Origin of the sequence: Desulfurivibrio dismutans, from assembly GCF_029210385.1 — a bacterium.
Taxonomy (GTDB): domain Bacteria; phylum Desulfobacterota; class Desulfobulbia; order Desulfobulbales; family Desulfurivibrionaceae; genus Desulfurivibrio; species Desulfurivibrio dismutans.
This window is the reverse complement of the sequence record NZ_JARGDQ010000003.1, coordinates 102,899-128,136: the sequence shown is the minus strand read 5'-3', so window position 1 is coordinate 128,136 and position 25,238 is coordinate 102,899. Positions and strand designations below refer to the sequence as shown.

Below are 25,238 nucleotides of genomic sequence, written 5' to 3'. Positions count from 1 at the left end.
GGCGGCCCGGAATTTTTGAGGGTTCGGAAGGGGCTCGTTTTTTATGGAGGAACCAGTGAGTATGAGTGAGAAGGAGAAATTTGAAAATCCCACCCCGCGACCGGATCTCGAGGTGGAGGCGGAGCAGCAGGAGCAGTCTGATTTGCAGGCCGCCGAACAGGAGAGCCATGAGGGCAGCAGCGATGACCTGCTGGTGCAGCTCAGTGAGGCTCGTAGCGAGGCCCACGACCTGGAAGACCGGATGCTGCGACTGGCCGCCGAGTTTGAAAACTACAAGAAAAGGATGCAGCGGGAGCGGGAAAATTCCTTCAAGTATGCCGAGGAAGGCCTGATGAAGGAGTTGCTGCCGTCGCTGGACAATCTGGAACGGGCCATCGAGCAGGGCCGCAACAGCGACGATGCTTCCGCCCTGCTGGAAGGAGTGGAGATGACTTACCGGGGTCTGCTGGCCAGCCTGGAAAAGTTCGGCTTAAAACCCATGGACAGCATGGGGCAGACCTTCGACCCCAATCTGCACGAGGCCATGGTCATGGAGGCCAGTGATGAAGCTCCGGTCAACACTATCATCAGCGAATTTCAGCGGGGTTATTTCTTCAAAGACCGGTTGTTGCGGGCCGCCAAAGTGGTAGTGTCCAGCGGCTCCGGCCAAAAAGAGCAATAGCCCCGGTCGGTAACTGTTAAAACCACACGGAAATACCGTGCTTAAATTAAAGCGGCCGCAAGGCCGGGATATTTTAGTCTTTCAGACAAGGAGATTTGATCATGGGTAAGATCATAGGAATTGATTTGGGAACCACAAATTCGTGCGTGGCGATCATGGAAGGCGGTGACCCCAAGGTTATCACTAATGCCGAGGGCACTCGCACCACTCCGTCGGTGGTGGCCTTCAACGATGCCGGCGAGCGGCTGGTGGGCCAGGTGGCCAAGCGCCAGGCGGTTACCAATCCCAACCGCACCCTGTACGCCATCAAACGTTTGATCGGCCGTAAGTTCACCGACGCCGAGGTTAAGAAAAGCGTTGAAATCAGCCCTTACAAGATCGTCGAGGGCAGCGGTGGTGATGCCGCCGTGGAAGTGGACGGCAAGGTCTACGCCCCGGCGGAGATCGCCGCCATGGTGCTGGGCAAGATGAAGCAGACCGCCGAGGAATACCTGGGCGAAAAGGTCACCGACGCGGTGATCACCGTGCCGGCCTACTTCAACGACTCCCAGCGCCAGGCCACCAAGGACGCCGGCCAGATCGCCGGTCTCAATGTCCAGCGGATCATCAACGAGCCCACCGCCGCTTCGCTGGCCTACGGTCTCGACAAGAAGAGCGAAGAGAAGATCGCGGTCTTCGACCTGGGCGGCGGCACCTTCGACGTGTCGATCCTGGAGATCGGCGACGGGGTCTTCGAAGTCAAATCCACCCACGGCGACACCTTCCTGGGCGGCGAGGACTTCGACCTGCGGATTGTCAACTGGCTGGCCGACGAGTTCAAACGCGACCAGGGTATCGACCTGCGACAGGACAAGATGGCCCTGCAGCGCCTCAAGGAAGAGGCGGAAAAGGCCAAGATGGAGCTTTCCTCCACCATGGAAACCGACATCAACCTGCCCTTTATCACCGCCGATGCCTCCGGGCCCAAGCATCTCAACATCAAGCTGAGCCGTTCCAAGATGGAGTCGCTGGTGGCGGATCTCATCGACCGCACCGAGGGCCCCTGCCGCACCGCCCTGAAAGACGCCGGCATTAACGCTTCCGACGTCGACGAGGTGATCCTGGTGGGCGGCATGACCCGTATGCCCAAGGTGCAGGAGAAAGTCAAGGAGATCTTCGGCAAGGATCCCCACCGCGGGGTCAATCCCGACGAGGTGGTGGCCATCGGTGCTGCCGTCCAGGGTGGAGTATTGCAGGGCGATGTCAAGGACGTACTGCTACTGGATGTCACCCCGCTCTCCTTGGGCATTGAAACCTTGGGTGGGGTAATGACTAAGCTGATTGAAAAGAACACCACCATCCCCGCCAAGAAGAGCCAGGTGTTCTCGACGGCGGCGGACAACCAGCCGGCGGTTTCCATCCACGTGCTGCAGGGTGAGCGGGAGATGGCCTCGGGTAACAAGACCATCGGCCGTTTTGACTTGGCCGACATTCCGCCGTCCCCCCGGGGCGTGCCACAGATTGAGGTGACCTTCGATCTGGACGCCAACGGCATCCTCCATGTCTCGGCCAAGGACATGGGCACCGGCAAGGAGCAGTCCATCAAGATCCAGGCCTCCAGCGGTCTTTCCGAGGAAGAGATTGAACGGATGAAAAAGGACGCCGAGGGCCACGCCGAGGAGGACCGCAAGCGCAAGGAGCTGGTGGAGGCCCGTAACCAGGCCGACTCCCTGATCTACGCCACCGAAAAGAGCCTGCGCGATCTGGGCGACAAGGTGGACACCGAGACCAAGGGCAAGGTCGAAGGCGAGATCGCCAACCTCAAGAAGGCCATGGAAGGCGAAGACGTGGAGGCGATCAAGAAGGGTACCGAGGCCTTGACCCAGGCCTCCCACAAGCTGGCCGAAATGATGTACTCCCAGGCCGGCGGCCAGCCAGGCGGTCCCGAAGCCGGCGCCGGCGGCGATGACGCCTCCGGCGGTGCCAAGCCCGACGACGATGTGGTCGATGCCGACTATGAAGAGGTCAAGGACGACAAATAACGATTACGACCGGTTGGCTCGGCAGCTTGTCGGTCTTGCCTGACGATTGAAGTGTGGGAATCGTTAACAAACAGTACCTTATATCGGGGGGGACGCAGAAAGTTATTGCCTGCGTCCCCCCTTTTTTTTATTCTCGTGCCTTGCGTCTGGCAATCACGGCCACAAACCCAACCGTAAACGATCACTGGGCACCGCATCTTGCGGTGATCGGGCCGGCTCACGTACTGGTGTACGCATCGCCGTCCCGCTTGCCGCAATCTGCGGCAGCCCGTGTCCGCTTACCTATGGCCTTTGTGATCACTTGCATTCAACCGCAACCATTAACAGGACCATTGAAAATATGCGCGTTCTTTCCGGTATTCAACCTTCGGGCCAGTTGCACATCGGCAACTATTTCGGCATGATGCAACCGATGATCGCCAATATGGCCGACCACGAACTGTATGCCTTTATTGTCGACCTCCACGCCCTGACTTCGGTACATGACGCCCAGCGGCTGGCCACCGGCACCCTGGAGGCGGCCATCGACTTCATCTCCCTGGGGCTGGAGCCCGAGCGCTGCATCTTCTGGGTACAGTCCGACGTGCCGGAGGTGACCGAGCTGACCTGGATTCTTTCCACTCTCACCCCCATGGGCCTGCTGGAACGTTGTCATTCATACAAAGATAAAACCGCCAGGGGGATCGCCGCCAGCCATGGCCTGTTTTCCTACCCGGTGCTGATGGCCGCCGACATTCTGCTCTACCAGGCCCAGCGGGTGCCTGTAGGCAAGGACCAGAAGCAACACCTGGAGGTGGCCCGGGACATCGCCATCAAATTCAACGCCCAGTTCGGCGATACCTTTGTGCTGCCGGAACCGGCGATCGACGCCGACCTGGCGGTGGTGCCTGGGCTCGATGGCCAGAAGATGTCCAAATCCTACGGCAATACCATTCCCATCTTCGCCGGTGAAAAGGAGCTGAAGAAACAGGTGATGGCCATTGTCACCGATTCCACCCCGGTGGATGACCCCAAAGACCCGGACCAGTGCAACCTCTATAATATCTTTAAACTTTTTGCCCCCGCCGAGCGTTTACAGGAAGTGCGGGATCTTTACCTTAACGGCGGTGCCATGTATGGTAAGATCAAGCTGGAGTTGCTGGAGCTCTTGTGGGAGTATTTCCGCCCGGCCCGTCAGCGCCGGAAGCAACTGCTGGCCGACTCCGGTCAGGTCCGGGAACTTCTGCGCCAGGGCGCTGAACGAGCCCGGGCCAAGGCGACGCCGACCCTGGACGAGGTGCGTCGCCGGGTTGGTTTGCGTTACTGAGTGAATGTGTCGTCGCATCGCCGCAGGCGGCGCGGCTTTTTGCGACGCCGACAACGTTGGGTTAATTTGAGGCCGGAGGAGCAGAGATGAAGACCATTAACCGGGTGAAGTTGAAACTGCTGGTGGCACTGTTGTTGGCCCTGCTGGCCATTGTGGTTATTCTGCAGAATGTCGAACCGTTGACGGTGCAACTGCTTTTTGTCAAAGTTACCATGCCGCGCGCGGCCCTGCTGGCCATCACCCTGCTGGTGGGGGTTTTTATCGGCATTTTGATTTCCCTGGGGATAACCGGCGGCCGGGGCAGCCGGAGCAATCTGCTGGATCTGGACCGTTCGCAATAATAAGTGGTGGTCGCCGGTAATTTTTTCCTACTTCAAGGGGGCCAGGTAAAATCTGTCCCTCTTTTTTCTTTGCCATTTTTTCCCTGCGGCCACTGCCGTTCTTTTGCTGCCCATCGTTTCACGTTGTGTAAACCATTGCTTTGAGGAAGGTTGCCGTCGTTAGTCGCGGTTGGTGATATTTTTCATCTCATCAGTCTGGACTGGCATGAAATTAGCATTAATCCCTGGTCAAAAGTTTAACTGGTACCATGGGGGAGAATGTTATGAATGCTGCCGTCGCTGCTCACCAAGACCTCAAGTGGCCTTTGCCAGGCCCGGAAACCGCGATCAGTGGCAATCAGATAAGCAGTTTGCTGGTGCAACTTGATCACTATCGCCGTCAGACGTTATGGCTGGCCATGGTCAACAATTTACAGACCCGCCTGGCCGGAGCCACCGACCTGCCCGACATGCTGGCATCCTTCTCGGTGTGGCTGATGACCCATGTTGAGCATGAACTGGTGGCCTTCCGGAGTGTCGATGGCAAAAGAGACCATGTGCTGTGCTCTTCACATGGTCCCCTGCGTCGGCGGATGCTGGAACTGGCCGCCAACTTCCTTGATGCCAAAACGCATGACAACAATTCTCCCTGCTGCTGGCAGGATGATTTCTACGGCTGTTGTTGGAAGCTTGAGTTGGCCAGTGACAGCGGGCTGCTGCTGGTAATGCGGCGGGGCGCGGCCATTAGTCAGGAGGGCATAGACTTGCTGGCCGGTATCGTCGATATCCTGGCGGAACCGTTGCAGCGGGGACTGGAATACGGTGATCTTTTTGACCAGGCCCGCCGGGACTTTCTCACCGGGCTGCCCAACCGCCGGGTTTTTGATGAACGTATAAGTCCTATGCTGGAGAGCGCCAGACGTTACCAGCAGCCCCTAACCCTGCTCAGCATGGACCTGGACTCCTTTAAGCAGCTTAATGACAGTTGCGGTCATGCTGAAGGGGATCGCGCCCTCTGTCTGGTGGCCAATACTTTGGCCGGCATGGTCAGAACCTGTGATCTGCTGGTTAGGATGGGAGGCGACGAGTTCCTTCTGGTGCTGCCCGGCAGTGACGCCCAGGCTGCCAAAATTCTGGCGCACCGGATCCGCTCGGCGGTGAGTGCGCTGATCTTTGGTGACGGCCAGCGTAAACTGGGAATCAGCGTCGGCATTGTCCAGTGGGCGTCGGTATTGTCCCTGGAAGAGTGGCTGCAGCGAGCCGACGAGGCCCTTTACCGGGCCAAATCTTCGGGCTGCTGTTCTCTGGCGCCAACCACCAATAAGCAACCCTGGGATGGCCGCCCACCGGGCAAGCAAGCGCGATCCTGAAATCTTCCCAACTCAACCCCCGCCCTTTTTCTCCCTTCCTCGGGCACACCGAATTTCTTGCTGAAATCGGTGTGCCTCCTGCCTTTTTATGGGGCACTCTCCCCCCCCCCAATGCTTGACAGTCCGGGTTGCCGTTCTTAACGTAAGTCTACATGTCACAATGTTGACGCTGCATGGTTTGAAATTCAGCAGAACATTTTCGGCTCACCGTCCCATGGGCCAAGCCTTAATTATCTACTCTTAACCGGGAGAGACCCAAGTATGAAATTCGACAAATTCACCATGAAATCCCAGGAGGCGGTGCAGGCGGCCCAGAGCCTGGCCCTGGAGCGCCAGCACCAGGAGTTGCAGCCGGAGCACCTGTTCAAGGTGCTGTTGGACCAGACCGACGGGGTGATCGCCCCGGCCCTGCAGAAGATGGGGGTCAGTCGGGAAAAGCTGGCCGCCGAGATGGAGGCCCTGGTCAATAAATTGCCGCAGGTAAGCGGCGCCGGTGCCAGCCAAATGTACGCCTCCAGCGCCTTCCAACGCCTGCTGGACCGGGCCTTCAAGGTGGCCGCCGGCATGCAGGACGAGTATGTCAGCCAGGAGCACCTGCTGCTGGCCCTGCTGGAGGATAAAGACAGTGCCGCGGCCCGGGTGCTGACCGGCCATGGCGTCACCAAAGACGCCTTCCTTAAGGCCCTGGAAAGCGTGCGGGGCAGCCAGCGGGTCACCGACCCCAACCCCGAGGACAAGTACCAGGCCCTGGAAAAGTACGCCCGCAACCTCACCGATGTCGCCCGCCAGGGCAAGCTCGACCCGGTGATCGGCCGGGATGACGAGGTGCGCCGAGTGGTGCAGGTACTCTCTCGGCGCACCAAGAACAACCCGGTGCTGATCGGTGAGCCCGGGGTGGGCAAGACCGCCATCGTCGAGGGCCTGGCCCAGCGCATTGTCAACGGTGATGTGCCGGACACCCTGCGCAACAAGCAGGTGATTTCCCTGGACATGGGCTCCCTGGTGGCCGGCGCCAAGTACCGGGGCGAGTTCGAGGATCGGCTGAAGGCGGTGCTCAAAGAGATTCAGCAGCGCCAGGGCGAGGTAATCCTCTTCATCGACGAGATCCACACCCTGGTGGGGGCCGGTGCAGCCGAAGGCTCCATGGACGCCTCCAACATGCTCAAACCGGCCCTGGCCCGGGGTGAGCTGCACTGCGTGGGCGCCACCACCCTCAACGAGTATCGCAAGTATATCGAAAAGGACGCCGCTCTTGAGCGCCGCTTCCAGCAGGTGCTGGTCAAGGAGCCCAGCGTCGAGGATACCATCGCCATCCTGCGGGGGATCAAGGAGAAGTACGAGGTTCACCACGGGGTGAGGATCAAGGACTCGGCCACGGTGGCGGCGGCAACGCTGTCCAATCGCTACATCACCGACCGTTTCCTGCCGGACAAGGCCATCGACTTGGTGGATGAGGCCGCCTCCCGGCTGCGCATCGAGATCGACTCCATGCCCACCGAGATCGACGAGGTCGAACGCAAAAGGATCATGCTGGAGATCGAGCGCGAGGCCTTGAAGAAGGAAAGCGACAAGTCTTCCCGTGAGCGTCTCGGCAAGGTGGAGGCCGAACTGGCCGACTGCAACGAGGACTTGCAGGCCATGAAGGGCCATTGGAATCTGGAAAAAGAGAGCATCCAGGAGATTCGCGATATCAAGGCCAGGATCGACGAGGCCCGCATCGAAGAGCAGCAGGCCGAACGGCAGGGTGATTTGAGCCGGGTGGCGGAGATCCGCTACGGCCGTATCGTCGAGCTGGAAAAGCAAATGGCGGCCAAGAACGAGCACCTGGCGGAAATCCAAAAGGACCGCAAGATGCTCAAGGAAGAGGTGGACGAGGAAGACGTGGCCGCAGTGGTGGCCAAGTGGACCGGGATTCCCACCGACCGGCTGCTGGAAGGGGAAAAGGAAAAGCTGGTGGCGGCCGATGCCAAGTTAAGCGAACGGGTGGTGGGCCAGCAGGAGGCCATCGCCGCAGTGGCCAACGCCGTGCGTCGGGCCCGGGCGGGCCTGCAGGACCCCAACCGGCCCTTGGGCTCCTTCATCTTCCTGGGCCCCACCGGGGTGGGCAAGACCGAGCTGGCCCGCTCCTTGGCCGCCTTTCTCTTTGACACCGAAAAGGCCATGATCCGGCTGGATATGTCCGAGTTCATGGAGAAACATTCGGTGGCCCGGCTGATCGGCGCCCCTCCGGGCTACGTGGGCTACGAGGAAGGGGGCTATCTCACCGAGGCGGTGCGCCGTCGGCCCTATTCGGTGATCCTCTTTGATGAGATCGAGAAGGCCCACCCGGACGTCTTCAACGTCCTGCTGCAGATCCTCGATGACGGCCGGATGACCGACGGCCAGGGGCGGACGGTGGATTTCAAGAACACCATCCTGATCATGACCTCCAACCTGGGCAGCCAGCTGATCATGGACTTGGGCGAGGAGCGCCGGGAGGAGATGAAGGAGCGCATTGATGAAATCCTGCACGCCCAGTTCAAACCGGAGTTTTTGAACCGAGTGGACGAGATTATCATCTTCCACGCCTTGAAGCGTGAGCACTTAAGTCGAATTGTCGATATCCAGCTCCAACTGCTCACCGACCGGCTGCTGGTGCAGCACTATCAAATCGAGTTGACTCCGGCGGCCCGGGAGTTCATCATCGAGGTGGGTTACGACCCCAACTACGGCGCCCGGCCGCTGAAGCGGGCCATCCAGCGCCATGTCCAGGACGCCCTGGCCATGAAGATCCTGGAAGGGGCCTTTGTTGAAGGGGACACCATCCGCATTGACCGGCCGGCGGGCAGTGATCGCTTGACTTTCAGTCAAGTTGCCGGTGGCGAAGAAGTGCGGGAATCTGACTGATAAGATAGACGCTGGCTATTCCCGGCTGTATGGATCGGTGAGGACCCTTTGGCCAATAAAAAAACCGCTTCCGGTTGGGGGCGGTTTTTTTATTGGCCAAAACTGTGACTTTGAAGCTTACGGGGTCTGTTCGGCGGTGGCTGGATCGTCGATCATGTCACCGTTTTCCGGCATGGGCAGTTCATCGGCCATGTCGGCCCGGTATTCATCGGATACCTGGACCACATAGCGCTCCATCATCTCTTCCATGTAGTCGTCGAAGGCCGTGCGCTGCTTTTCCAGCAGCAGCAGCCGCTGGATACTGTTGCGGACACTGGTGAAGGGCTGGGTTTCACCGCTTAAGGGGTTGGTAAACTCGGTGTCCTTGTTTTCCTCGTAGTAATCCTGTATCTCGCGGTCGCTGACGCTGACGTTGCCCTGGATCTTGTCCTCCAGGAACATTTCCACCAGAGCCAGGCGGGCGAGGTATTCCACCCGTTTGCGGTATGCTTCACTCTGATCCAGGCCGGCGCGCACCGCCTCCTGGCGGAACATCTCCCGCTTGATCATCTCATCGAACAGGCGATCCTGGCCGTCCGGGGTCTCGTACATCATCCGCCGGCTCTCCGGCATGCCCTGCAGTTCCTGCTCAACGTCCGAGGGGGTGATGTAGCTGTCGCCCACTTGGACGATGTAGCCTTCGTCGGGAGCCGGGCCGGCCTCGGCGCCGATCATTTCCTGCTTTTCCTGGCCGCAGGCGGCGGCCAGAAAGAGAACCAATAAAACCGTAATAAAGCTTTTCATGATAAAACCGTTCCTTGCTTGCAGCATTCTTTGGTTGATCGTGTTTACAAAACAAAACAGGCAAAGGGCGGGATGATTATTCCCGCCCTTTGCCCTATACAACTACCTGCTGATCACTGCAAGTGCAAAGCAGTGCGCACAGTTTACCGCCGCTCTTCAATGGCCTTGTTCAGCAGGGCGATACCCTCCTGGGACAGGGTCATGGAGCGGGCCAGGGAATCCCGGGCCTGTTGCGGGTTATGGAAGCCGTCGGAGTTCTCGGCGACCCACCATTCCCAATGGGTGTTGGCAGTGGTGTGATAGCCGCGGGCTTCTTCCAGGACGTTTTCCGGTACGCCCAGATCCTTGGCCCGGACAAAGGTGTCGATGAACTCGGAGAGCCAGAACTCGGTCTTAGCGATCCGCCCGCGGACGTAGTTCTTTACGGATTTGATGGTGTACATGGCCTGCTCTTCGCTCCAGTCGGTGTGGCACTGGAGACAGGTACCCTTGAGGTTATAACGGGGGCTGGTCTGGAAGTGCGAGGTGTATTCCTGCCCAGCGGCAGAAACAACCCTGGGCATATGGCAGTCCTGGCACTGAACCCCGGCCTGTTCATGGGTTGATCCCCAGAAGGTTTCCATTTCCGGATGCTGGAACTTGATCTTCTTGGCGCCGGTGGTGGCGTCGCGGTAATCAAAGAAAGCAAAGTCCTCGAACATTGCTTCCTCGATGTCCCAGACGTTGACCCAGGGCATGAGGTTGGTCCGCTGATCGGCCATGGTCACCCGCTCTCCGGTTTTGGCGTCGGTGCCGGGGTTGCAGTTGTAGGTAACGTGGCACTGGGCGCACATCATGTTGGAGTCCGGTTCGCTGAGCAGGCCGATGGCCCGGAAGCCGTCGCGGAACTCGACTTTTTCCACGGTGATCCGCTTGCTTTTTTCTTCGTCATAAGGATAGGTGCCTTCGTCGCGGTCGACAATAGCCTGAATCTGGGCATCACGGGTGATCCGCGGCTCGGTGGAGTGAGGATCATGGCAGGTGAAGCAGTTCAGGGCATGGTTCAGGCTGCGGGCGAAATCAACCACGTTGGAGGTCCGGTCCCACTTGGCCTTGGGATGGGGGTCGCCCATGTAGGCCCAGCTGAGGATGTTGTCCTGGGATTTGCAGAACATGCAGACCGGGTTGGCCGCGTTTGCGGTTTGCTCCTTGAAGGCCTTGTGGTCGTTGGTCTCGGGTTCCTTGTCGTAAAGGACTTCCCAGGCGCCGCGCTGGGCGGCCTTGGCGTCGCCGATCAGCTCCCAACTCTTGAACTGAAACCGGCCACCATAGCCGCGATCAACTACCAGGTGATCGATCAGCATAAAAACGTGGCTGCGGGGTTCGGCATGCTCCCTGGTGAAACCGTGGGGTTTCATCAGGGAATCATAGCGGGGACTGCGACCAGTGGGGGTGGCCTTTTCTTCTTTGGCCGGACGATCCCAGTTGGTTTGCAGCATGGAATCGAACTGCAGGACATGGCATTTGCCGCAAGTCCGCTGGTCTACCGAGGTTACCGGCTTGGTGTTGAAGTTGCGCACGTGGGCGTCGGTTTCGGTGTGGCAATGACCGCAGTTGATGCTGGCATGCTTGCCGCGGACATGAAATGCCTGAATGTCGCTGCCCGGGCCGCTGCTGTCGTGGCAGTTGTAACAGGTGTTGACATCCACCGGTTTAACGGCCGCCTGGGCGTCGCTGGCGCCGAACAGGCTCAGGCCGCCCACCACGGCGAAAGCAATCGCTGCTCCCAAAAGGGACTTCGAATTTTTAATCATTTTCTCCTCCTGCTCCTTCACTTGTGTTCTTGAGAAATCTTTCATCAGGTTTAAAACTGTTGTCGCTTCCTGTGGTCCATCACCTCCTTGCAATCAAACGACGTTAAGATTAATTTTAACCCTCACCCACAAGAATGGTTATTCTATGGTGTCCATTCTTATTTGGTGCTCATTCTAACGTCTTTTGTGTAAAGATGTGGTTAACCTCCAGTAAATTAATTATAGGCAGTGCTTGGTTTTTCTTTGATAACTCAAGGCTTAGAAAGGTCAGGCAATAGTGAGTGGCAGTTCAGAAAAGTGTTCTTGCTGTCGAGCTTATCACCGTAATTAGACCTGTGTCAAGGCAGATAAAATATTACTAAAACTTGACTGATTGCAACATTGTGGCAGATAAGCGGGGAGCTTTGCCTTGTGAATGTGATGAATGTATAAGCTATGCTGAAAAAATATCAACAATTATTGGGTGAGATGCCGGATGCAAAAAAAAGATGACAGGGTGCTGGTATACGGTGGGATTAGGCTTAGCCTGCCATTGCTGTTGGCGCCCATGGCGGGACTTACCCATTCCGCTCTGCGCCGCCTGGTGCAGGAGCAGGGTGGAGTCGGGCTGTTGAGCACGGAAATGCTGGCGGCCAAGCGGTTGCCCCATGAAAATCCGACCCTTTCGCCTTATCTGGTGCGTCACCACAGCGAGCAGCCGCTGTCTTATCAGTTGCTGTTGTTCAGGCTGGAAGAAGCGGCGGCGGCGGTGGCCACAGCGGAAGAATTGGGAGCGGCGGCCATTGATCTTAATCTGGGCTGCCCGGCACCGGATATCCGTCGCCAGGGCGGCGGCAGCCGTCTGATGGAGGAACCGGAGCTGGTTGGTCGCCTGGTGCGGGAAGTGCGGCGGCGGACGGCTTTGCCTTTGAGCGCCAAAATCCGTTTGGGGGAAGAGTTGAATGCCCCGCGTTTACGGGACTTATGCTGCTTGCTGGAAGATTCCGGACTCGATTTACTCACCGTTCACGCTCGCCTGCGCGGTGAGCCATATGGGCGCAAACCCCGTTGGGAGTGGGTGGGCAAGGTCAAGCAGTGGCTGAGTATCCCCGTGGTAGCCAATGGCGGCATCTTCTCATCGGCCGATGCGGCGGCCTGCCTGGCGATCAGTGGGGCCGACGGGCTGATGATCGGCCGGGGCGCCGCCGTCAGGCCCTGGCTTTTCCGCCAACTTGCCGAAGGGTTGGCGAATAATTTTTCCCAAGTCTCCGCCGGCCCTGACCGGGCAGAGAAAGCCGCTATTTTTTTGCGATTCTGTGCCTTGCTTGAGGAAAGTTTTACCCCGGAACGCCGGCTGGGGCGGCTCAAAGAGTTCACCCATTATTATGCCCGCAATTACCAGTTTGGTCATTATCTGGCTGCAGCGGTGCAGAGCAGTCCGGACCTGTTTACCGCCCGGCAGCGGGCCGAGCAGTTTCTGGCGACCGCCTGAAAACCGAAAGCTACCCCATTTTTCTCTTCGGTTACTTGCCGGGGGGCTGGTTGTTCAGCGGGGAATGCTGCTTGATGGGATCCTGGTGGACGGTGATGTCGGCGCCGGGAAAGGATTTTTTTAGTGTTTCGGCGACTTCCCGGCCGATGTTGTGGGCCTCGCTCAGGGATAGATTGGTGGCAAGATCCAGGTGAAACTGGATAAACTTGGTCTGTCCGGCCTGGCGGGTGCGCAGGTCGTGTAAGCCCAGCACCCGCTGATCAGCCAGCACAATGGACCGGATCTGCCCCTTGATTTCCGGGGAGAGTTCCTGGTCCATCAGGTGCCGCAGTGATTCGCGGATAATCTGGCCGGCGGAGTACAGAATATAGAAGGCAATCCCCAGGGCCAGCAGGGGATCGGCCCAGAGCAGCCCCTGGCGGGCCAGAAAGAGGGCCGCCATGGTGACCAGAATGGTCAGTATATCGGTGAGGTAATGCAGCGAATCGGCGCGGATGGCCACCGAGCCGGTGCGTTTGATAACATGGCGCTGAAAGATCACCAGCATGGTGGTCAGCATCAGGGAAAAAAGCATCACCGCCAGTCCGGCGTCGATATTCTCCAGCGGCCGGGGATCCAGCAGCCGATTGCCGGCATAGATCAGCAGAAATACGGCACTGCCGGCGATAAAGGAGGCCTGGGCCAGGCCGGCCAGTGACTCCGCCTTGCCGTGGCCGAAACGGTGCTCGTGGTCGGCGGCTTTCAGGGAGTAGCGGATGGCCATGAAGTTGATGGCCGAGGCCGCCAGGTCCATCAGAGAGTCCACCAGTGAGGCCAGTAGACTGGTGGAGCCGGTGAGGTTCCAGGCCACGAGTTTGACCACGATCAGGGTGGTGGCCACGCATACCGAAGCCAGGGACGCCAGCCGCAGCAGGCGGGCGTTTTGCCTTTGCTGATCGGTCATGGTCGCTTTCCCTTCCGCTGCCGGCCACCGTTAGTGGCTTGCCAACCGGCCGCCGGTTGTTCCGGTTTGGAATGACTGGCGCTCTTGCGCTTCTTTTGCGGCCGGCGGCGTTCTTTGCCGGGTTGCCCGGCGCTGCTGCCGGTGCTGGCCCGGTAAGAATTCGGCGGCGGGTTGAAGTAGCCGAAACCCAGGTGCGGGAAGCGATCGGCCAGGGCCTGGCGCCAGGCCAGGATCCCCATGGCCTCCCCGCTGGGCGTGAAGTCAATCGCCTCCAAATACCAGTCGGGGTCCATATTGAGGTTGCGCAACTGGATAAAATCCGGTCGGCAGTCGCTGATCAACTCGTTCAAGGCGGCAAATTCCGCCGGGTCATCAGCGAAGCCGGGTAGAACAAAGTAATTGAGGGAGACAAAGCGGTCCGCCGCTTTGAACAGCCGGATGGAATTGCGGACCTGGTCCAGGTCGAAATCCACCGGCCGGTAATAAAGCCGGTGGTATTTATCCTGGGCGCTGTTGAGGCTGACCCGGATGGCGTCCAGCCCGGCGTCGACCAGATCGGCCAGGGCCGTCGTGCGGCCGGCGTTGGTGTTGCAGTTGATCCGGCCTTTTTTTGTCCGGTGGCGGATCAGTTTAATGGCCGCGGCGATGGTGTCGGCCTGCATCAGGGGTTCACCTTCGCAGCCCTGGCCGAAGCTGACCACATGGCCGGTCTTTTCCAGGTGTTCGACCGCGATGTCGGCGATTTCCCCGGGACTGGGAACGAACTTGATGCGGTCCTGGGTGGCCGGGCAGCAGCCCGATGGTTGCAGAGAAATGCAACCCAGGCAGCGGGCGTTGCACACCGGCGAGGTGGGCAGGGGGGCCTCAAAGCTGTCCATGAAGTAGTTGACCGCCGCCGGACAGCCGTAGGTCAGGCAGCATTTGCCCAGATGCTGAACCAGGCGGTTGTTGGGCATCGCCGCCAGGCGCTGGTTGGTGTGTTTTTTGATCGCTCCGGCCCGGTGGCGGGCAAAGTCCTGGCGAGGGTCGGGGTCGCTGCGAAAGGCGCAGACCCAGAAGCGGTCACGATACCAGCCGACGGCGGTGTAGGCAAACAGTGGCAGGGTAACGGTGCATTCGGGGGCCTTCTGGTAAGCGGCGCCAAGGATGGCGGTGTGGGCCGGGGCGATGAAGGCGGCCACCGCCTGGGCCGGGGAGCCGGGCTCATCGGGGTCCTCTTCCAGCAGCAGCGGTTCGCCGCTGTCCGGGGTAAAACCCACTGGCTGGCGTTGGGGCAGAACAAAAAGCTCACTACCCGGCGGCAGTGGAACCAGGGCCTGTAGCTGGGGCTGCCGGAACTGATGGCCGCTGCGGCTGGCCATCAGCAGGTCGGGCAGATCCTTGATCTCGCCTTTGGCGTTGGCATAGACCAGGCATGGGGTATGGTCTGGGTGACGGGCCATGGCAAGATTATTCCAGCACGATTACCGAGTCGTCCTGGTAGGGTTCCACCTTGTCGGCCATGATGGTGTAGCCGGCTTCTCCCAGTTCGGCGCTGAAGTTAGCGGTCTGCATGGTTCCCTGCACCCAGACGGTGTCGAACAGGTCAAGCTCGAACAGCTCACCGGGTCGGCTGGCCTTGACGTAGACGATCTGGTTGGCCGGCGGCGGTGGCACGTGGATGCAGGCGCCGAAATAGGGTACCAGGAGAAACTCCGACACCCGGCCAGGTTCGGCATCAAGGGGCACGGCAAAGCCCGGCAGCCGCACCTGGCGGCCATCCAGTTCCGCCACCACCGGCGCGGCAGCCCAGACTTCTTGCAGTTTATCCAGCAGTTCGATGGCCAGGTCGTCATCGTCATCCAACTGGTCGATATCGTAATCCTGAAAAAAGAGGTCTGGCCGCCAGTCCGGGGGGATCATATCTTCCCAGTCCAGGGTCAGTACTGCTTTGCCGTCGGGGTCGTTAAAGTCGGGACGCAGGGGCGGCCTGGGCGCGGCTTCCGGTGGGGCCGGTGCCGCAGGTTCCGGGGGCCTGGCTGTTTCCCGTTCCACTTGTGCCGTCCGCTTTTCTTCGTTGGCAAACTGGTGGGGCGGGTTGATCACCGGCGGCCCGGTCTGATCCGTCGGCGACGTGAACTGTTCGGCGTCCCGCTTCCGGTCTGGCGGATAAAACAGCAGCGCGGCCAGCACGATGGTCAGCAAAAAAGCAAAAAATATACTTAAAGTCCAGCGCATTCTTATAAAAACCCTGTCTTGAAAAAGGTCAATCAAACAAGTTGGCAGCAGTGCCGCAGATCCGGGCAAGCGGTCCGGCGCCGCGCACCGTTTGTACGCAAGCCGGGCCGATCGCCCGGAGATGTGGTGCTGCTGCCAACTTACAGTCTCATGTTGATGCCGTTGACCACTGCCTGGCGATAGGCGCGAACAGCCGGAACCAGGCCGCTGAACAGGCCGGCCAGCAGGACAATGCCCAGGTAGGTCAACTCCGTGGGTCGCAGGCCGCCAATCCCGATAAAAAGACCGAAGCGGGCCTCGATCAGGGGGCCGGCAAAAAACAGCAGGGCGTAAAGCAGGGCCGTCCCCAGCACCGCCCCCAGCAGGGCCAGCATTAGTGCTTCCCCACAGATCAGCAGCAGAATATAACGCGGTCCGGCCCCCACCGCCCGTAAAATCGCCATCTCCCGGCGACGGGCCTCCAGGTTGCTGAGTTGGGCGCTGAGCATCCCCAACAGCCCCACTCCCACCACGAACCATGATACCAGCAGCAGGGCCTGTTCCGCCATCCCCAGCAGGTCCCAGAGCTGGTGTAGGGCAACCCCCGGCAGGATGGCGGTCAGGGCCTCGCGGGGGTAGTCGTTGACGTAGCGCTGGAGCTGGAAGCTGGCGGCCCGGGAGTCCAGCCCCACCAGGAAGGCGGTGATCTGGCGGGGGGTGAGGTCCCGCTGCCGGGCCTCATCCGGGGAGACCTGACGGCCGGGCAGCGGAACGCCGGCCTGCCAGCCCAGGTGAATGGCCTCGAAACCCTCCAGGGAAATATGGATGGTGCGGTCCACCGCAGTGCGGGTGGGAGCCAGGATACCCCTCACCGTAAAGGGCATGTCGTCGTGGCGGACGAAGGCGACATCATCGGCACCATGGGCGATAACAATCTCCCGGCCCAGTTCGTAGCTCAATTCTCGGGCCACTTCGTTGCCCAGCACCGCCTCGAAGACACCACTGAACGGTTCACCCTGGCTCAGTTCCAGCGGCCGGGCGTCGGCGTAGCGGTAATATTTAAAATAATCCTGGTTGGTGGCCAACACCGGGTAGCCCCGGTGGGAATCACCAAGGGAGAGGGGAACGGTCCACTGTACTCGTGGATGATCGGCAATCTGCCGATAGCTGCGCCAGGAGATGTTGTTGGTGGCCTCCCCCATGCGGAAAACCGAGTAAAGCAGGAGTTGCACCGGGCTGCTGCGGGCCCCGACGATCAGGTCGGTACCGCTGATGGTGGCGGTAAAGCCGCTGCGGGCCTCGTAACGCAGCCGTTCCACCCCCAGCAGCAGGGCCACCGCCAGGGCGATGGCCAGCACCGTTAGCCCCACGGTATAACGGCGGTTGAGCAGACTTTTCCAGGCCAGGATCAGGGTTGCCATTATGTCTCTCTCACAATTCCCGGCTCCACCCGGTTGATTTGCCCCAGTTGGATGCTGCGGTCGAAGAGATGTTCAAGGCTGCGATCGTGGCTGACCATGACCAGGGTGGCCTGCTGGCGGCTGCATTCGTTGAACAGCAACTTCACAAAAGCCTCCCGCCGGTCCATGTCCAGTGATGAGGTGGGCTCGTCGGCGATCACCAGTTCGGGCCCGCCGATCAAGGCCCGGGCTGCCGCCACCCGCTGTTGCTGACCGACGCTGAGTTCCGCCACCGGCTGCTGCCGCAGTTTTAGGTCACCCAGATCCAGATGGGCCAGCAGCCGCCGGCCTTCTGCGGCCAGGGCGCCGGGGCTGCCGCCGGCGTTAAGGCGTCGTCGCCGGGAAAAACGACAGGGCAGCAGCACGTTTTCCAGCAGAGAGAGATAGGGTAACAGATTGAAAAGCTGGAAGATGTAGCCCAGGTGGTCGGCCCGGAAACGGTCCCGCCGGCTGCCGCTTAAAGCGGCCAAGTCCTGACCCAGTATCGACACCCGGCCGGTTTCGGCGACCCCGACCCCGGTGAGCAGGCTCAGCAGGGTGGTCTTGCCGCTGCCGCTGGGGCCGGCAATGAAGATCTTCTCCCCCCGCTCGACCCTTAGTTCCGGCAAGTCCAGCACCAGCGGGCCGCGCCGGTACCAGCGAAAACGCAGATCACGGCAGTCGATGGCCGGTTTGTCGAGAGTAGCGTTGGGCATGGGCTGTTTTCTTAGGTTCGCTGGGAGTGAATTTGATGATTACAGGATCGTAACGCCTGCCCGAAAGCGTCACAACCGCTGCGCTTACAGGTCCAGGCGGGCGTTTTGCGGCCGCAATTCTGCCCCAGTCTGGCCGGCCGGGGTAATGGCCTGGATCCGGAGACGCTGGGTGGCGGGAAAATGCTCGAACAGCCGGAAATCTATGTAAGTCAGGCTTGCCGGCTGTTCACAGTGAAACTCCCACAGACCCGTAAAATCGGCGTGGTCATGATCATGGTGGGCGGGCTCATGATCTTGCTGGTGGCCATGGTCATGCCTATGCTCATGGCTATGCTCGAGGTCAAAATCCGAACTGATCTCGGCCTTTACTTGACGGCAATGGGCCGTGGCGGGCAGGGCAAAGAGCTTTTTCCCGTCGCTCAGCAGTTCTTTGGCCGCTTTGATGGCTGCCCGCTGTTCGTGGTTGCGGGGCTGGTGCTCGAAGCCAACCAGGTTCATGGCTGGACTGAGCAAATCAATCACCAGCATGGTTTCTTCCACAATCAGGTTGATTTCCGCTCGCCCATGGACATGGGCACCATGCCCCGAGTGAAGTTGGTGATCATGATCATGGTGCTCGTGCGCCGGAACGGTAGCCGGCATCATGAGTAGCCAGGTGGCAAGGATAAAAAAGGTTGTGATTGACGGCCTCAATACGCTTCTTGGTCGCATAGAATGTACTGTCTCCTGATTAAAAAGGTACATCATCACCGATGGGCGGTTCGGGCGGCGGCGGTTCATCCATGAACTGGTTGCCGCTTTCCCCGCTGGCGCCCCGGGGCGAGAGCATCTTCATCTCGCGGGCGACGATTTCCGTGGTGTAACGGTCGTTGCCGTCCTTGTCCTGCCACTTGCGGGTCTGGATCCGGCCTTCGATGTACACCCGGGAGCCTTTGGAGAGATATTCTCCGCAGATCTCCGCCAGCCGTTTGAAGGTCACAATCCGGTGCCATTCGGTCAACTCGTCTTTGCTGCCGTCCTGCTTTTTCCAAACCTCGGTGGTGGCGATGCGGAAGGTGGTAACGGCATCACCGTTTTGAGAGTAGCGGACCTCCGGATCGGCCCCAAGATTGCCGATAAGAATAACTTTATTGATCATGAAACACCTCGCTGGCTGGCTGAATGGATGTTGGCGGCTGGTTGGTAAAAAAATCCTGGCTATTCTAGAAATTACCGCTGGAGTTGTCAACTCCTATCAATTTTTTTCGGCGGTCCGGGAGGCGGCGTCCAGCATGGCCGGCAGGCCGCCTTTGTCCTCCGGTGTGTAGCCGAACACATCCTGCCAGACCTGGTCATTTTCCATGCAGAAGTAGGTACAGGTGTGGCTGGCGGCGTGGCGGGCCAGTTCCTCCACCAGCACTTGGTAAATCCGGGTGCGGTGGGGGCGGAAGTAACGGAACTTGCCGTCCAGCCCCGGCACAAACTCCCCGTGGATAAAGTTGGCGTTGGGGAAACGGCTGGTGATCACTTCTTTAAGGGCGGGGAGAAAACGAAAAGCTCCCAGGCTGATCCAGACGATACTGACGGCCGGGACCAGTTGATACAGGCGGCGGATGGTGGCCCGGTAGCCCTCTTCCCAACCAGGGTGATGGATTATTGGGTCGAAATGAAAGGCCAGGGGGTAACCCCAGGCGGCGCAGCGGGCAGCGGCCTGGAGGCGGGTGTCGAGATCTGCGGTATGCAACTCCAGTTTGTGCATTACCTCGGTGCTGTTCAGCGACCAGGCCATGATGGTGCGGCCCCGGTGGCCGGTGGGCGGCAAGTGGTCCAGCACCACCGCCTTCGATTTCAGTTCCAGCACCGCGTTGGGCTTGTCCGCCATGTATTTGATCAGCCGGGCGCTCAAGCCGGTGAGCCGGTCCAAGGCCATGCTGTCGGTGAACTCACCGGTGCCGATGCGGAAAATTTGTCCGGGTTTGGCGGCCAGGGCTTGGTCCAGCTCATGGAACAAATCATCGATATTGACGTAAAAGCTCAGCCAGGGGTTGTTGAGATAGGCTTGGAGAATGCAGTAGGCACAGTCCATGGGGCAGCCCGCCCCGATGTTGAGCACCTGGTAGTCGCAGCAGCGGTAGTTGCGGGTGGCGGGGCAGGGTTTTAAAAAACGGCCCCGGTTGCGACCCAGGTGCAGCAGGCGTTTGCCCTGGGTAAGACTCTGGGGGTATGGGGCAAGGTCGGGTGCCGGTTCGCCGCCGTCGGGGATCACGGTAAGCGGCAGGTCGCCGGCTCGTGCCAGAATTTCCCGGGTCAGGGGCAGGTCAAGGCAGGATTCCTCCACCAACAGTGAGGATAGCCGGCGGCTGGGATCCTGCAGGCGGTCACGGGGGGAGCCGTGACCGCCTATGGCGGCAGCTCGGCGGTGCTCATTATTGCTCACTGGCCGTCGCCTTTGCGGTTTTCCACATGGCGGGCGGCGGCCTGGGCGGCGATGCAGCCGTCGGCGGCGGCGGTGATGATCTGCTTAACGTATTTTTCCCGCAGGTCGCCCACCACGAAAATGCCGGGCAGCCTGGTTTCGCATTTTTCATCGGTGACCACGAAGCCGTCGGCGTTCATCTTGGTGCCGGCGGGCACCAGGGAGTTGTCCGGCATAAAGCCGATAAAGATAAAAACTCCGTCGCAGGCCAGTTCTCTCTGTTCACCGCTGGTCGTATCTTCCAGGGCCACTCCGGTAACTCCCTGCCGGTCGCTTTGAATGGCGGTCACCACGGCATTCAGGTGGAGTTCGATGTTTTTTTCCGCCTTTACCCTTTTTTGCAGGATCATCCCGCCCCGGAATTCCTCGCGACGGTGCACCAGGTAAACCTTGGCGGCGATTTTGGCCAGGTAAAGGGCTTCCTCCAGGGCGCTGTCGCCGCCGCCCACCACCACCACGGTCTTGTTGCGGAAGAAAAAACCGTCGCAGACCGCGCAGTAAGAGACCCCTTTGCCGTAGTTTGCATCCTCGCCGGGCACCCCCAGCTTGCGGGGGCTGCCGCCGGCAGCGATGATCAGGGCATAGGCGGCCAGCTTGCGGTCGTCGGCCAGATGCACCAGATGGTGGCCCAGGCAGGGTTCGATTTGCCGTACCTCCTGCTGCTGGATCTCCAGGCCGTAAGAGCGGACATGGTCGGCCATGGCGGTGGAGAGTTCGGCGCCGCTGATGGATTCAATACCCGGCCAGTTTTCCACCATATCGGTGTTGTTCATCTGCCCACCGGGAAGGCCCTTTTCAAGCAGCAGGGTATCAAGGGCCGCCCGCTGGGCGTAGATGCCGGCGGTCAGCCCACCGGGGCCGCCGCCGATGATGATCAGGTCGTGGATGTGAATATTGCCGGTTTCTTTCTCGGGTAGCGGACAGGGCATGGTAATCACCAGCTTGGGAACAGGGTTTAAGGTTTGGCGGTTTTTGTCTACAGCCAGTTTTTACGTCGGAAATAAAACAGCATGCCCCCGGCCACAACGGCCATCAACGCCAGGGCCAGGGGATAACCCAGCGGCCAGCTCAGCTCCGGCATATTCCAGGGGCTGGCTTCCGGGTCGAAGTTCATGCCGTAAACTCCGGCGACGAAGGTCAGGGGAATGAAGATGGTGGCGAACATGGTCAGCACCTTCATGGTCTCGTTCATCCGGTTGCTCAGGCTGCTGAGGTAGATATCCAGCAGGCCGGCGGTGAGGTCCCGGTATGTTTCCACCGTATCAATCACCTGGATGGTGTGGTCGTACAGATCTTTCAAGTAAATGGCAATGTCGCCGCTGACCAGGCCGGTTTCATCGTGGCGCAGCAGGCTGTTGAGCACCTCCCGCAGGGGCCAGACCGATTTGCGCAGCAGGATCAGCTCCCTTTTGAGCCGGTGAATTTTTTCCACCGTTTCCCGTTGCGGGGCGTTGATCACCTCTTCTTCCAGGTTTTCTATCTCTTCGCCCAAATGCTCCAGGGCCTGGAAATAATCGTCCACCACCGCGTCCAGCAGGGCGTAGGCCAGGTAATCCGGCCCCATGGTACGGATTTTGCCCTTGCCGCCGATGATCCGGCCCCGAACGCCATTGAATATTTCGGAGGGCTTTTCCCGGAAACTCAAGAGAAAATTTTCGCCCAGGATCAGGCTGACCTGGTCGGCTTCCAGGCTGCGGTTGGCCGGATTGTAGGTCTGCATCCTGACCACCAGGAACAGGTAGTCATCGAAAATATCCAGCTTGGGGCGCTGGGTGGTGTTGCAGATATCTTCCACCGTGAGCGGGTGCAGTTTGAAACAGGCGCAGATCTTTTCGATGACATCCACCTGGTGCAAACCGTCGACGTTGATCCAGGTAATGCCGGGGCGATCCCGGTAGATGCCGCATTCCTCGACCGCTTCCACGGCCACCGTGCGGCAGCCTTCGCGGTCGTAATCCAGGAGGCTGATGGTTACCTGCTCGGTCTTGCGTTCGCCGACATGGATGGTGGTACCCGGCGGCAGCCCGGCCTTGAGCGGGGCGTTACCCAAAATCCGGGAGATGATGCCGGCCGTTTGCTTCAGTCCGGGCACTTCGATTTTGCTGAGACGGATCATGGCTAACTGGATACCATCATTTAACTGCTGCAAGCAAGCCCAAACTGTCGTAAAGTAGCCCGCTGCTGAAGGTTTGCAGATCGCCCTGGCCGGATTTGCCGGCCTGGTGGCGTGGTGGGACTTACGGACAAACAAGGGGTGTGAAAATGGTGGCACAGGTGGATTCCGGCTGGCGGGAGCGACTTTACCAGTGGATCGAACAGCGTTCGGTGCAGCAGGCGGTGATCGCGGTGATCATCATCAACGCGGTGATCCTGGGGTTGGAGACGGTTCCCCAGGTCAACGACCCCTACGGTGAACTGCTGTATACCCTGGACCGGCTGTGCCTGGGCATCTTCGTGGTTGAGTTGAGCCTGGCCATGATCGCCATGGGGCCGGGGCGCTTTTTCCGCGAACCCTGGCGGGTTTTCGACTTTATCGTGGTGGGGATCGCCCTGGTGCCGGCCACCGGCGCCTTCTCGGTGTTGCGCAGCCTGCGGGTGCTGCGAATATTAAGGCTGGTTTCGGCTTCGCCCCGGATGCGCAAGGTGGTTTCCGCTTTGCTGCAAGCCATTCCCGGCTTAAGCTCCATCGTTGCCCTGCTGCTACTGATCTTTTACGTGGCGGCGGTGATGAGCACCAAGCTGTTCGGCGAGTTATTCCCGGAATGGTTCGGCTCCATCGGCGCCTCCATGTACACCCTGTTTCAGATCATGACCCTGGAAAGCTGGTCCATGGGGATTGTCCGGCCGGTGCTCACCGAATTTCCTTACGCCTGGCTCTTCTTCGTGCCCTTTATCATGGTGGCCACCTTCACCATCCTCAATCTCTTCATCGCCGTTATCGTTGAGGCCATGCAGAGTCAGGCCCAGGACGCCCGGGCCGAACAGATGCACGAAATCGAAGCCCTGGCCGAGGAAAAGGAGTCGGCCCTGCACCGGGACATCGATAAACTGCGGGATGAAATTCGAGAGCTTAAGGCCATTCTGGCGCAACCGCGCTGACGGCGGCGGGCCGGGCGCTTACATCTGGCCGCGTTTCAGGGCCGCAATGCGCTCCTCCAGGGGCGGATGAGTCATGAACAGGCGCTTGAGGCCCTGGCCGACGCCACCGGAAATACCGAAGGCCGCCATCTGGTCGGGCAGGTGGGGCTGGTCCACGCCGCGTTTGAGTTTCTCCAGCGCTGCCACCATCTTCTCGCGGCCGGCTAGCCTTGCGCCGCCATGATCGGCTCGGAATTCACGCTGGCGGCTGAACCAGAAGACGATGGTGCTGGCCAGGATACCGAACACCACCTGGGCCAGAATCGAGGTGATGTAAAAGGCCGGGCCATGGCCGCTTTCGGTCTTGAATACCACCCGGTCCACCAGGTGGCCCACCACCCGGGAGGCGACAATAACAAAGGTGTTGACCACCCCCTGGATCAGCGCCAGGGTGATCATGTCGCCGTTGGCCACGTGGCTTACCTCGTGGGCCAGCACCGCCTCCGCCTCGTCCCGGTTCATGCTTCTGAGTAAACCGGTGCTCACCGCCACCAGGGCGTTGTCCCGGCGGGCGCCGGTGGCAAAGGCGTTGACGTCCGGGGCATCGTAAATGGCCACTTCCGGCATGCCGATACCGGCCACCCGGGCCTGATTTTTCACCGTTTCCACCAGCCAGGCCTCGGCTTCGTTGCGCGGCGAGGTAATCACCTTAGCCCCGGTCATTCGCTTGGCGGTCCACTTGGAGATGGCTAAAGAGATAAAGGAGCCGCCAAAGCCAAACACGGCGGCGAAGATGATCAGGTTGCGCATATCCAGCCCAACCCCGGACTCATCCAGGATCCGACCCACCCCCAACAGGCTCAGCACAACACTGAGCACCAGAACAATGGCCAGGTTGGTGGCGATAAAGAGTGCGATCCTTTTCATGCTGCTTCCTCCAAATTGATGGCTTCGCAAAAAACCGCCAAACGTGTTGGTCGGTAACGCAAAAATAAAAAATTACTGTTCGATTATACCGTCTTTGATGCTGATGGTCCGGCCGGCCCGGCCGGCCAGCTCCGGGTTGTGGGTGATCATAATCACCGTCAGCCCGTTTTGGTGCAGTTTATGCAAAATATCAAAAATTTTCTCACTGTTGGCCGAATCGAGATTGCCGGTGGGCTCGTCGGCCAGGATCACCTCCGGGTCGTTGACCAGGGCCCGGGCGATGGCGGTGCGCTGCATCTCGCCGCCACTGAGCTGGGCCGGCACATGGTGCAGTCGATCACTAAGGCCCACCTGGCGGGCCAACTCCTCGATCCGCCCCGGTGCCGGCTTGTTTTTGCTGAACAGCAGCGGCAGGGCGATGTTGTCCACCACGCTCAGCCCAGGGATCAGATAGAACTGCTGAAATATAAAACCTATTTTGTTGCGGCGCAAGGTCACCAGTTCCGATTCCCGCATCCGGTCCACCCGCAGCCCATCGAAATGCAACTCACCGCTGCTGGGCAGGTCCAGGCAACCCAGGATATGCAATAGGGTGGTCTTGCCGGCCCCGGAAGGACCGATCACCGAAGCAAATTCCCCGGCCTGGATCTCCAGATCAATCCCGCGCAGGGCCCGCACCTCCTCGGCCCCCCGCCGGTATTTCTTCTCCACATTTTTCAGCTTGATCATTTTTATATTCCTTGCCTAAATTTCCGTGCTCCAACAAACTTGCTGTTAAGCCGTCCGACCGTCCGTAAACGGGCAGCAGTGCCGCAGATTGCGGCAAGCGGACCGGCGCCGCGTACACCGGTACGCAAGTCGGTCCGATCGCCG

General features: G+C 59.8%; 22 protein-coding genes. 8 read left to right on the top strand and 14 right to left on the bottom strand.

What is annotated here, in order from left to right:
- Positions 1–61 precede the first annotated feature (61 nt).
- The 6 genes from grpE (at position 62) to clpB (ending at position 8,564) form a co-directional block, all read left to right on the top strand.
- Positions 62–661 carry a nucleotide exchange factor GrpE gene (gene grpE, locus P0N66_RS04255; RefSeq protein ID WP_275802755.1) on the top strand — a complete coding sequence of 200 codons (600 nt, stop codon included), beginning with the start codon at positions 62–64 and terminating at the stop codon, positions 659–661.
- Positions 662–762: 101 nt separating this feature from the next.
- Positions 763–2,682 carry a molecular chaperone DnaK gene (gene dnaK, locus P0N66_RS04250; protein WP_275802754.1) on the top strand — a complete coding sequence of 640 codons (1,920 nt, stop codon included), beginning with the start codon at positions 763–765 and terminating at the stop codon, positions 2,680–2,682.
- Positions 2,683–3,022: 340 nt separating this feature from the next.
- Positions 3,023–3,988 (top strand): tryptophan--tRNA ligase, encoded by a 966-nt coding sequence (trpS, locus tag P0N66_RS04245; RefSeq protein WP_275802753.1) that lies wholly within the window; start codon positions 3,023–3,025, stop codon positions 3,986–3,988.
- An 86-nt stretch (positions 3,989–4,074) separates the two neighbouring features.
- Positions 4,075–4,329, top strand: a complete 255-nt coding sequence (locus P0N66_RS04240; protein WP_275802752.1) for a LapA family protein — start codon at positions 4,075–4,077, stop codon at positions 4,327–4,329.
- A gap of 263 nt (positions 4,330–4,592) precedes the next feature.
- Positions 4,593–5,678, top strand: a complete 1,086-nt coding sequence (locus P0N66_RS04235) for a GGDEF domain-containing protein (protein ID WP_275802751.1) — start codon at positions 4,593–4,595, stop codon at positions 5,676–5,678.
- 261 nt (positions 5,679–5,939) lie between these two features.
- Entirely contained in the window at positions 5,940–8,564 is a 2,625-nt protein-coding gene (clpB, locus tag P0N66_RS04230; protein WP_275802750.1) for an ATP-dependent chaperone ClpB, read from the top strand.
- Between the two features lie 117 nt (positions 8,565–8,681).
- Here clpB and P0N66_RS04225 read toward each other — a convergent pair whose 3' ends face one another.
- Together P0N66_RS04225 and P0N66_RS04220 are read right to left on the bottom strand one after the other, a co-directional pair.
- Positions 8,682–9,347 (bottom strand): hypothetical protein, encoded by a 666-nt coding sequence (locus P0N66_RS04225; protein WP_275802749.1) that lies wholly within the window; start codon positions 9,345–9,347, stop codon positions 8,682–8,684.
- A 143-nt stretch (positions 9,348–9,490) separates the two neighbouring features.
- Positions 9,491–11,140 carry an ammonia-forming cytochrome c nitrite reductase subunit c552 gene (locus tag P0N66_RS04220; protein ID WP_275802747.1) on the bottom strand — a complete coding sequence of 550 codons (1,650 nt, stop codon included), beginning with the start codon at positions 11,138–11,140 and terminating at the stop codon, positions 9,491–9,493.
- A gap of 475 nt (positions 11,141–11,615) precedes the next feature.
- On the opposite strand from P0N66_RS04220, the gene P0N66_RS04215 reads away from it, so the two are divergent.
- The gene (locus P0N66_RS04215; RefSeq protein WP_275802746.1) at positions 11,616–12,611 is read left to right on the top strand and encodes a tRNA dihydrouridine synthase; all 996 of its coding nucleotides are present in this window, start codon (positions 11,616–11,618) and stop codon (positions 12,609–12,611) included.
- Between the two features lie 31 nt (positions 12,612–12,642).
- Here the strand turns inward: P0N66_RS04215 and P0N66_RS04210 are convergent, their stop codons facing one another.
- From P0N66_RS04210 to corA, 10 genes are all read right to left on the bottom strand, one after another.
- Positions 12,643–13,554: a cation diffusion facilitator family transporter gene (locus P0N66_RS04210; protein ID WP_275802745.1), complete on the bottom strand. Its 912-nt coding sequence runs from the start codon at positions 13,552–13,554 to the stop codon at positions 12,643–12,645.
- The gene (locus tag P0N66_RS04205) at positions 13,551–14,996 is read right to left on the bottom strand and encodes a radical SAM family protein (RefSeq protein WP_275802744.1); all 1,446 of its coding nucleotides are present in this window, start codon (positions 14,994–14,996) and stop codon (positions 13,551–13,553) included. The genes P0N66_RS04210 and P0N66_RS04205 overlap by 4 nt, the downstream gene beginning before the upstream one ends.
- A gap of 7 nt (positions 14,997–15,003) precedes the next feature.
- A complete protein-coding gene (locus P0N66_RS04200) occupies positions 15,004–15,771 on the bottom strand; it encodes a DUF3299 domain-containing protein (RefSeq protein ID WP_275802743.1) in 768 nt (255 codons plus the stop codon).
- A gap of 140 nt (positions 15,772–15,911) precedes the next feature.
- Positions 15,912–17,174, bottom strand: coding sequence for an ABC transporter permease (locus P0N66_RS04195; protein ID WP_431190009.1), 1,263 nt, complete (start codon positions 17,172–17,174; stop codon positions 15,912–15,914).
- Positions 17,171–17,905, bottom strand: a complete 735-nt coding sequence (locus P0N66_RS04190) for an ABC transporter ATP-binding protein (RefSeq protein ID WP_275802741.1) — start codon at positions 17,903–17,905, stop codon at positions 17,171–17,173. The genes P0N66_RS04195 and P0N66_RS04190 overlap by 4 nt, the downstream gene beginning before the upstream one ends.
- A gap of 84 nt (positions 17,906–17,989) precedes the next feature.
- Positions 17,990–18,550 (bottom strand): DUF2796 domain-containing protein, encoded by a 561-nt coding sequence (locus tag P0N66_RS04185; RefSeq protein ID WP_275802740.1) that lies wholly within the window; start codon positions 18,548–18,550, stop codon positions 17,990–17,992.
- Positions 18,551–18,635: 85 nt separating this feature from the next.
- The gene (locus P0N66_RS04180; protein WP_275802739.1) at positions 18,636–19,043 is read right to left on the bottom strand and encodes a single-stranded DNA-binding protein; all 408 of its coding nucleotides are present in this window, start codon (positions 19,041–19,043) and stop codon (positions 18,636–18,638) included.
- 96 nt (positions 19,044–19,139) lie between these two features.
- Entirely contained in the window at positions 19,140–20,321 is a 1,182-nt protein-coding gene (locus tag P0N66_RS04175; RefSeq protein ID WP_275802738.1) for an SPL family radical SAM protein, read from the bottom strand.
- A complete protein-coding gene (trxB, locus tag P0N66_RS04170; protein ID WP_275802737.1) occupies positions 20,318–21,289 on the bottom strand; it encodes a thioredoxin-disulfide reductase in 972 nt (323 codons plus the stop codon). Before trxB ends, P0N66_RS04175 begins: the two co-directional genes overlap by 4 nt.
- Positions 21,290–21,336: 47 nt before the next feature.
- The gene (gene corA / locus P0N66_RS04165; protein WP_275802736.1) at positions 21,337–22,476 is read right to left on the bottom strand and encodes a magnesium/cobalt transporter CorA; all 1,140 of its coding nucleotides are present in this window, start codon (positions 22,474–22,476) and stop codon (positions 21,337–21,339) included.
- Positions 22,477–22,622: 146 nt separating this feature from the next.
- Here corA and P0N66_RS04160 point away from each other — a divergent pair, with 146 nt between their 5' ends.
- Positions 22,623–23,459, top strand: a complete 837-nt coding sequence (locus P0N66_RS04160; RefSeq protein ID WP_275802735.1) for an ion transporter — start codon at positions 22,623–22,625, stop codon at positions 23,457–23,459.
- 18 nt (positions 23,460–23,477) lie between these two features.
- Here the strand turns inward: P0N66_RS04160 and htpX are convergent, their stop codons facing one another.
- Positions 23,478–24,365 (bottom strand): protease HtpX, encoded by an 888-nt coding sequence (htpX, locus tag P0N66_RS04155; protein WP_275802734.1) that lies wholly within the window; start codon positions 24,363–24,365, stop codon positions 23,478–23,480.
- Positions 24,366–24,437: 72 nt separating this feature from the next.
- On the bottom strand, positions 24,438–25,094 hold the full coding sequence (locus P0N66_RS04150; protein ID WP_275802733.1) for an ABC transporter ATP-binding protein: 657 nt from the start codon (positions 25,092–25,094) through the stop codon (positions 24,438–24,440).
- Positions 25,095–25,238 lie beyond the last annotated feature (144 nt).

Coding starts and splice junctions, on each gene's coding strand:
- grpE (WP_275802755.1), top strand. CDS start 62: ATGAGTGAGAAGGAGAAATTTGAAAATCCCACCCCGCGACCGGATCTC.
- dnaK (WP_275802754.1), top strand. CDS start 763: ATGGGTAAGATCATAGGAATTGATTTGGGAACCACAAATTCGTGCGTG.
- trpS (WP_275802753.1), top strand. CDS start 3,023: ATGCGCGTTCTTTCCGGTATTCAACCTTCGGGCCAGTTGCACATCGGC.
- P0N66_RS04240 (WP_275802752.1), top strand. CDS start 4,075: ATGAAGACCATTAACCGGGTGAAGTTGAAACTGCTGGTGGCACTGTTG.
- P0N66_RS04235 (WP_275802751.1), top strand. CDS start 4,593: ATGAATGCTGCCGTCGCTGCTCACCAAGACCTCAAGTGGCCTTTGCCA.
- clpB (WP_275802750.1), top strand. CDS start 5,940: ATGAAATTCGACAAATTCACCATGAAATCCCAGGAGGCGGTGCAGGCG.
- P0N66_RS04225 (WP_275802749.1), bottom strand. CDS start 9,347: ATGAAAAGCTTTATTACGGTTTTATTGGTTCTCTTTCTGGCCGCCGCC.
- P0N66_RS04220 (WP_275802747.1), bottom strand. CDS start 11,140: ATGATTAAAAATTCGAAGTCCCTTTTGGGAGCAGCGATTGCTTTCGCC.
- P0N66_RS04215 (WP_275802746.1), top strand. CDS start 11,616: ATGCAAAAAAAAGATGACAGGGTGCTGGTATACGGTGGGATTAGGCTT.
- P0N66_RS04210 (WP_275802745.1), bottom strand. CDS start 13,554: ATGACCGATCAGCAAAGGCAAAACGCCCGCCTGCTGCGGCTGGCGTCC.
- P0N66_RS04205 (WP_275802744.1), bottom strand. CDS start 14,996: ATGGCCCGTCACCCAGACCATACCCCATGCCTGGTCTATGCCAACGCC.
- P0N66_RS04200 (WP_275802743.1), bottom strand. CDS start 15,771: ATGCGCTGGACTTTAAGTATATTTTTTGCTTTTTTGCTGACCATCGTG.
- P0N66_RS04190 (WP_275802741.1), bottom strand. CDS start 17,905: ATGCCCAACGCTACTCTCGACAAACCGGCCATCGACTGCCGTGATCTG.
- P0N66_RS04185 (WP_275802740.1), bottom strand. CDS start 18,550: ATGATGCCGGCTACCGTTCCGGCGCACGAGCACCATGATCATGATCAC.
- P0N66_RS04180 (WP_275802739.1), bottom strand. CDS start 19,043: ATGATCAATAAAGTTATTCTTATCGGCAATCTTGGGGCCGATCCGGAG.
- trxB (WP_275802737.1), bottom strand. CDS start 21,289: ATGCCCTGTCCGCTACCCGAGAAAGAAACCGGCAATATTCACATCCAC.
- corA (WP_275802736.1), bottom strand. CDS start 22,476: ATGATCCGTCTCAGCAAAATCGAAGTGCCCGGACTGAAGCAAACGGCC.
- P0N66_RS04160 (WP_275802735.1), top strand. CDS start 22,623: ATGGTGGCACAGGTGGATTCCGGCTGGCGGGAGCGACTTTACCAGTGG.
- htpX (WP_275802734.1), bottom strand. CDS start 24,365: ATGAAAAGGATCGCACTCTTTATCGCCACCAACCTGGCCATTGTTCTG.
- P0N66_RS04150 (WP_275802733.1), bottom strand. CDS start 25,094: ATGATCAAGCTGAAAAATGTGGAGAAGAAATACCGGCGGGGGGCCGAG.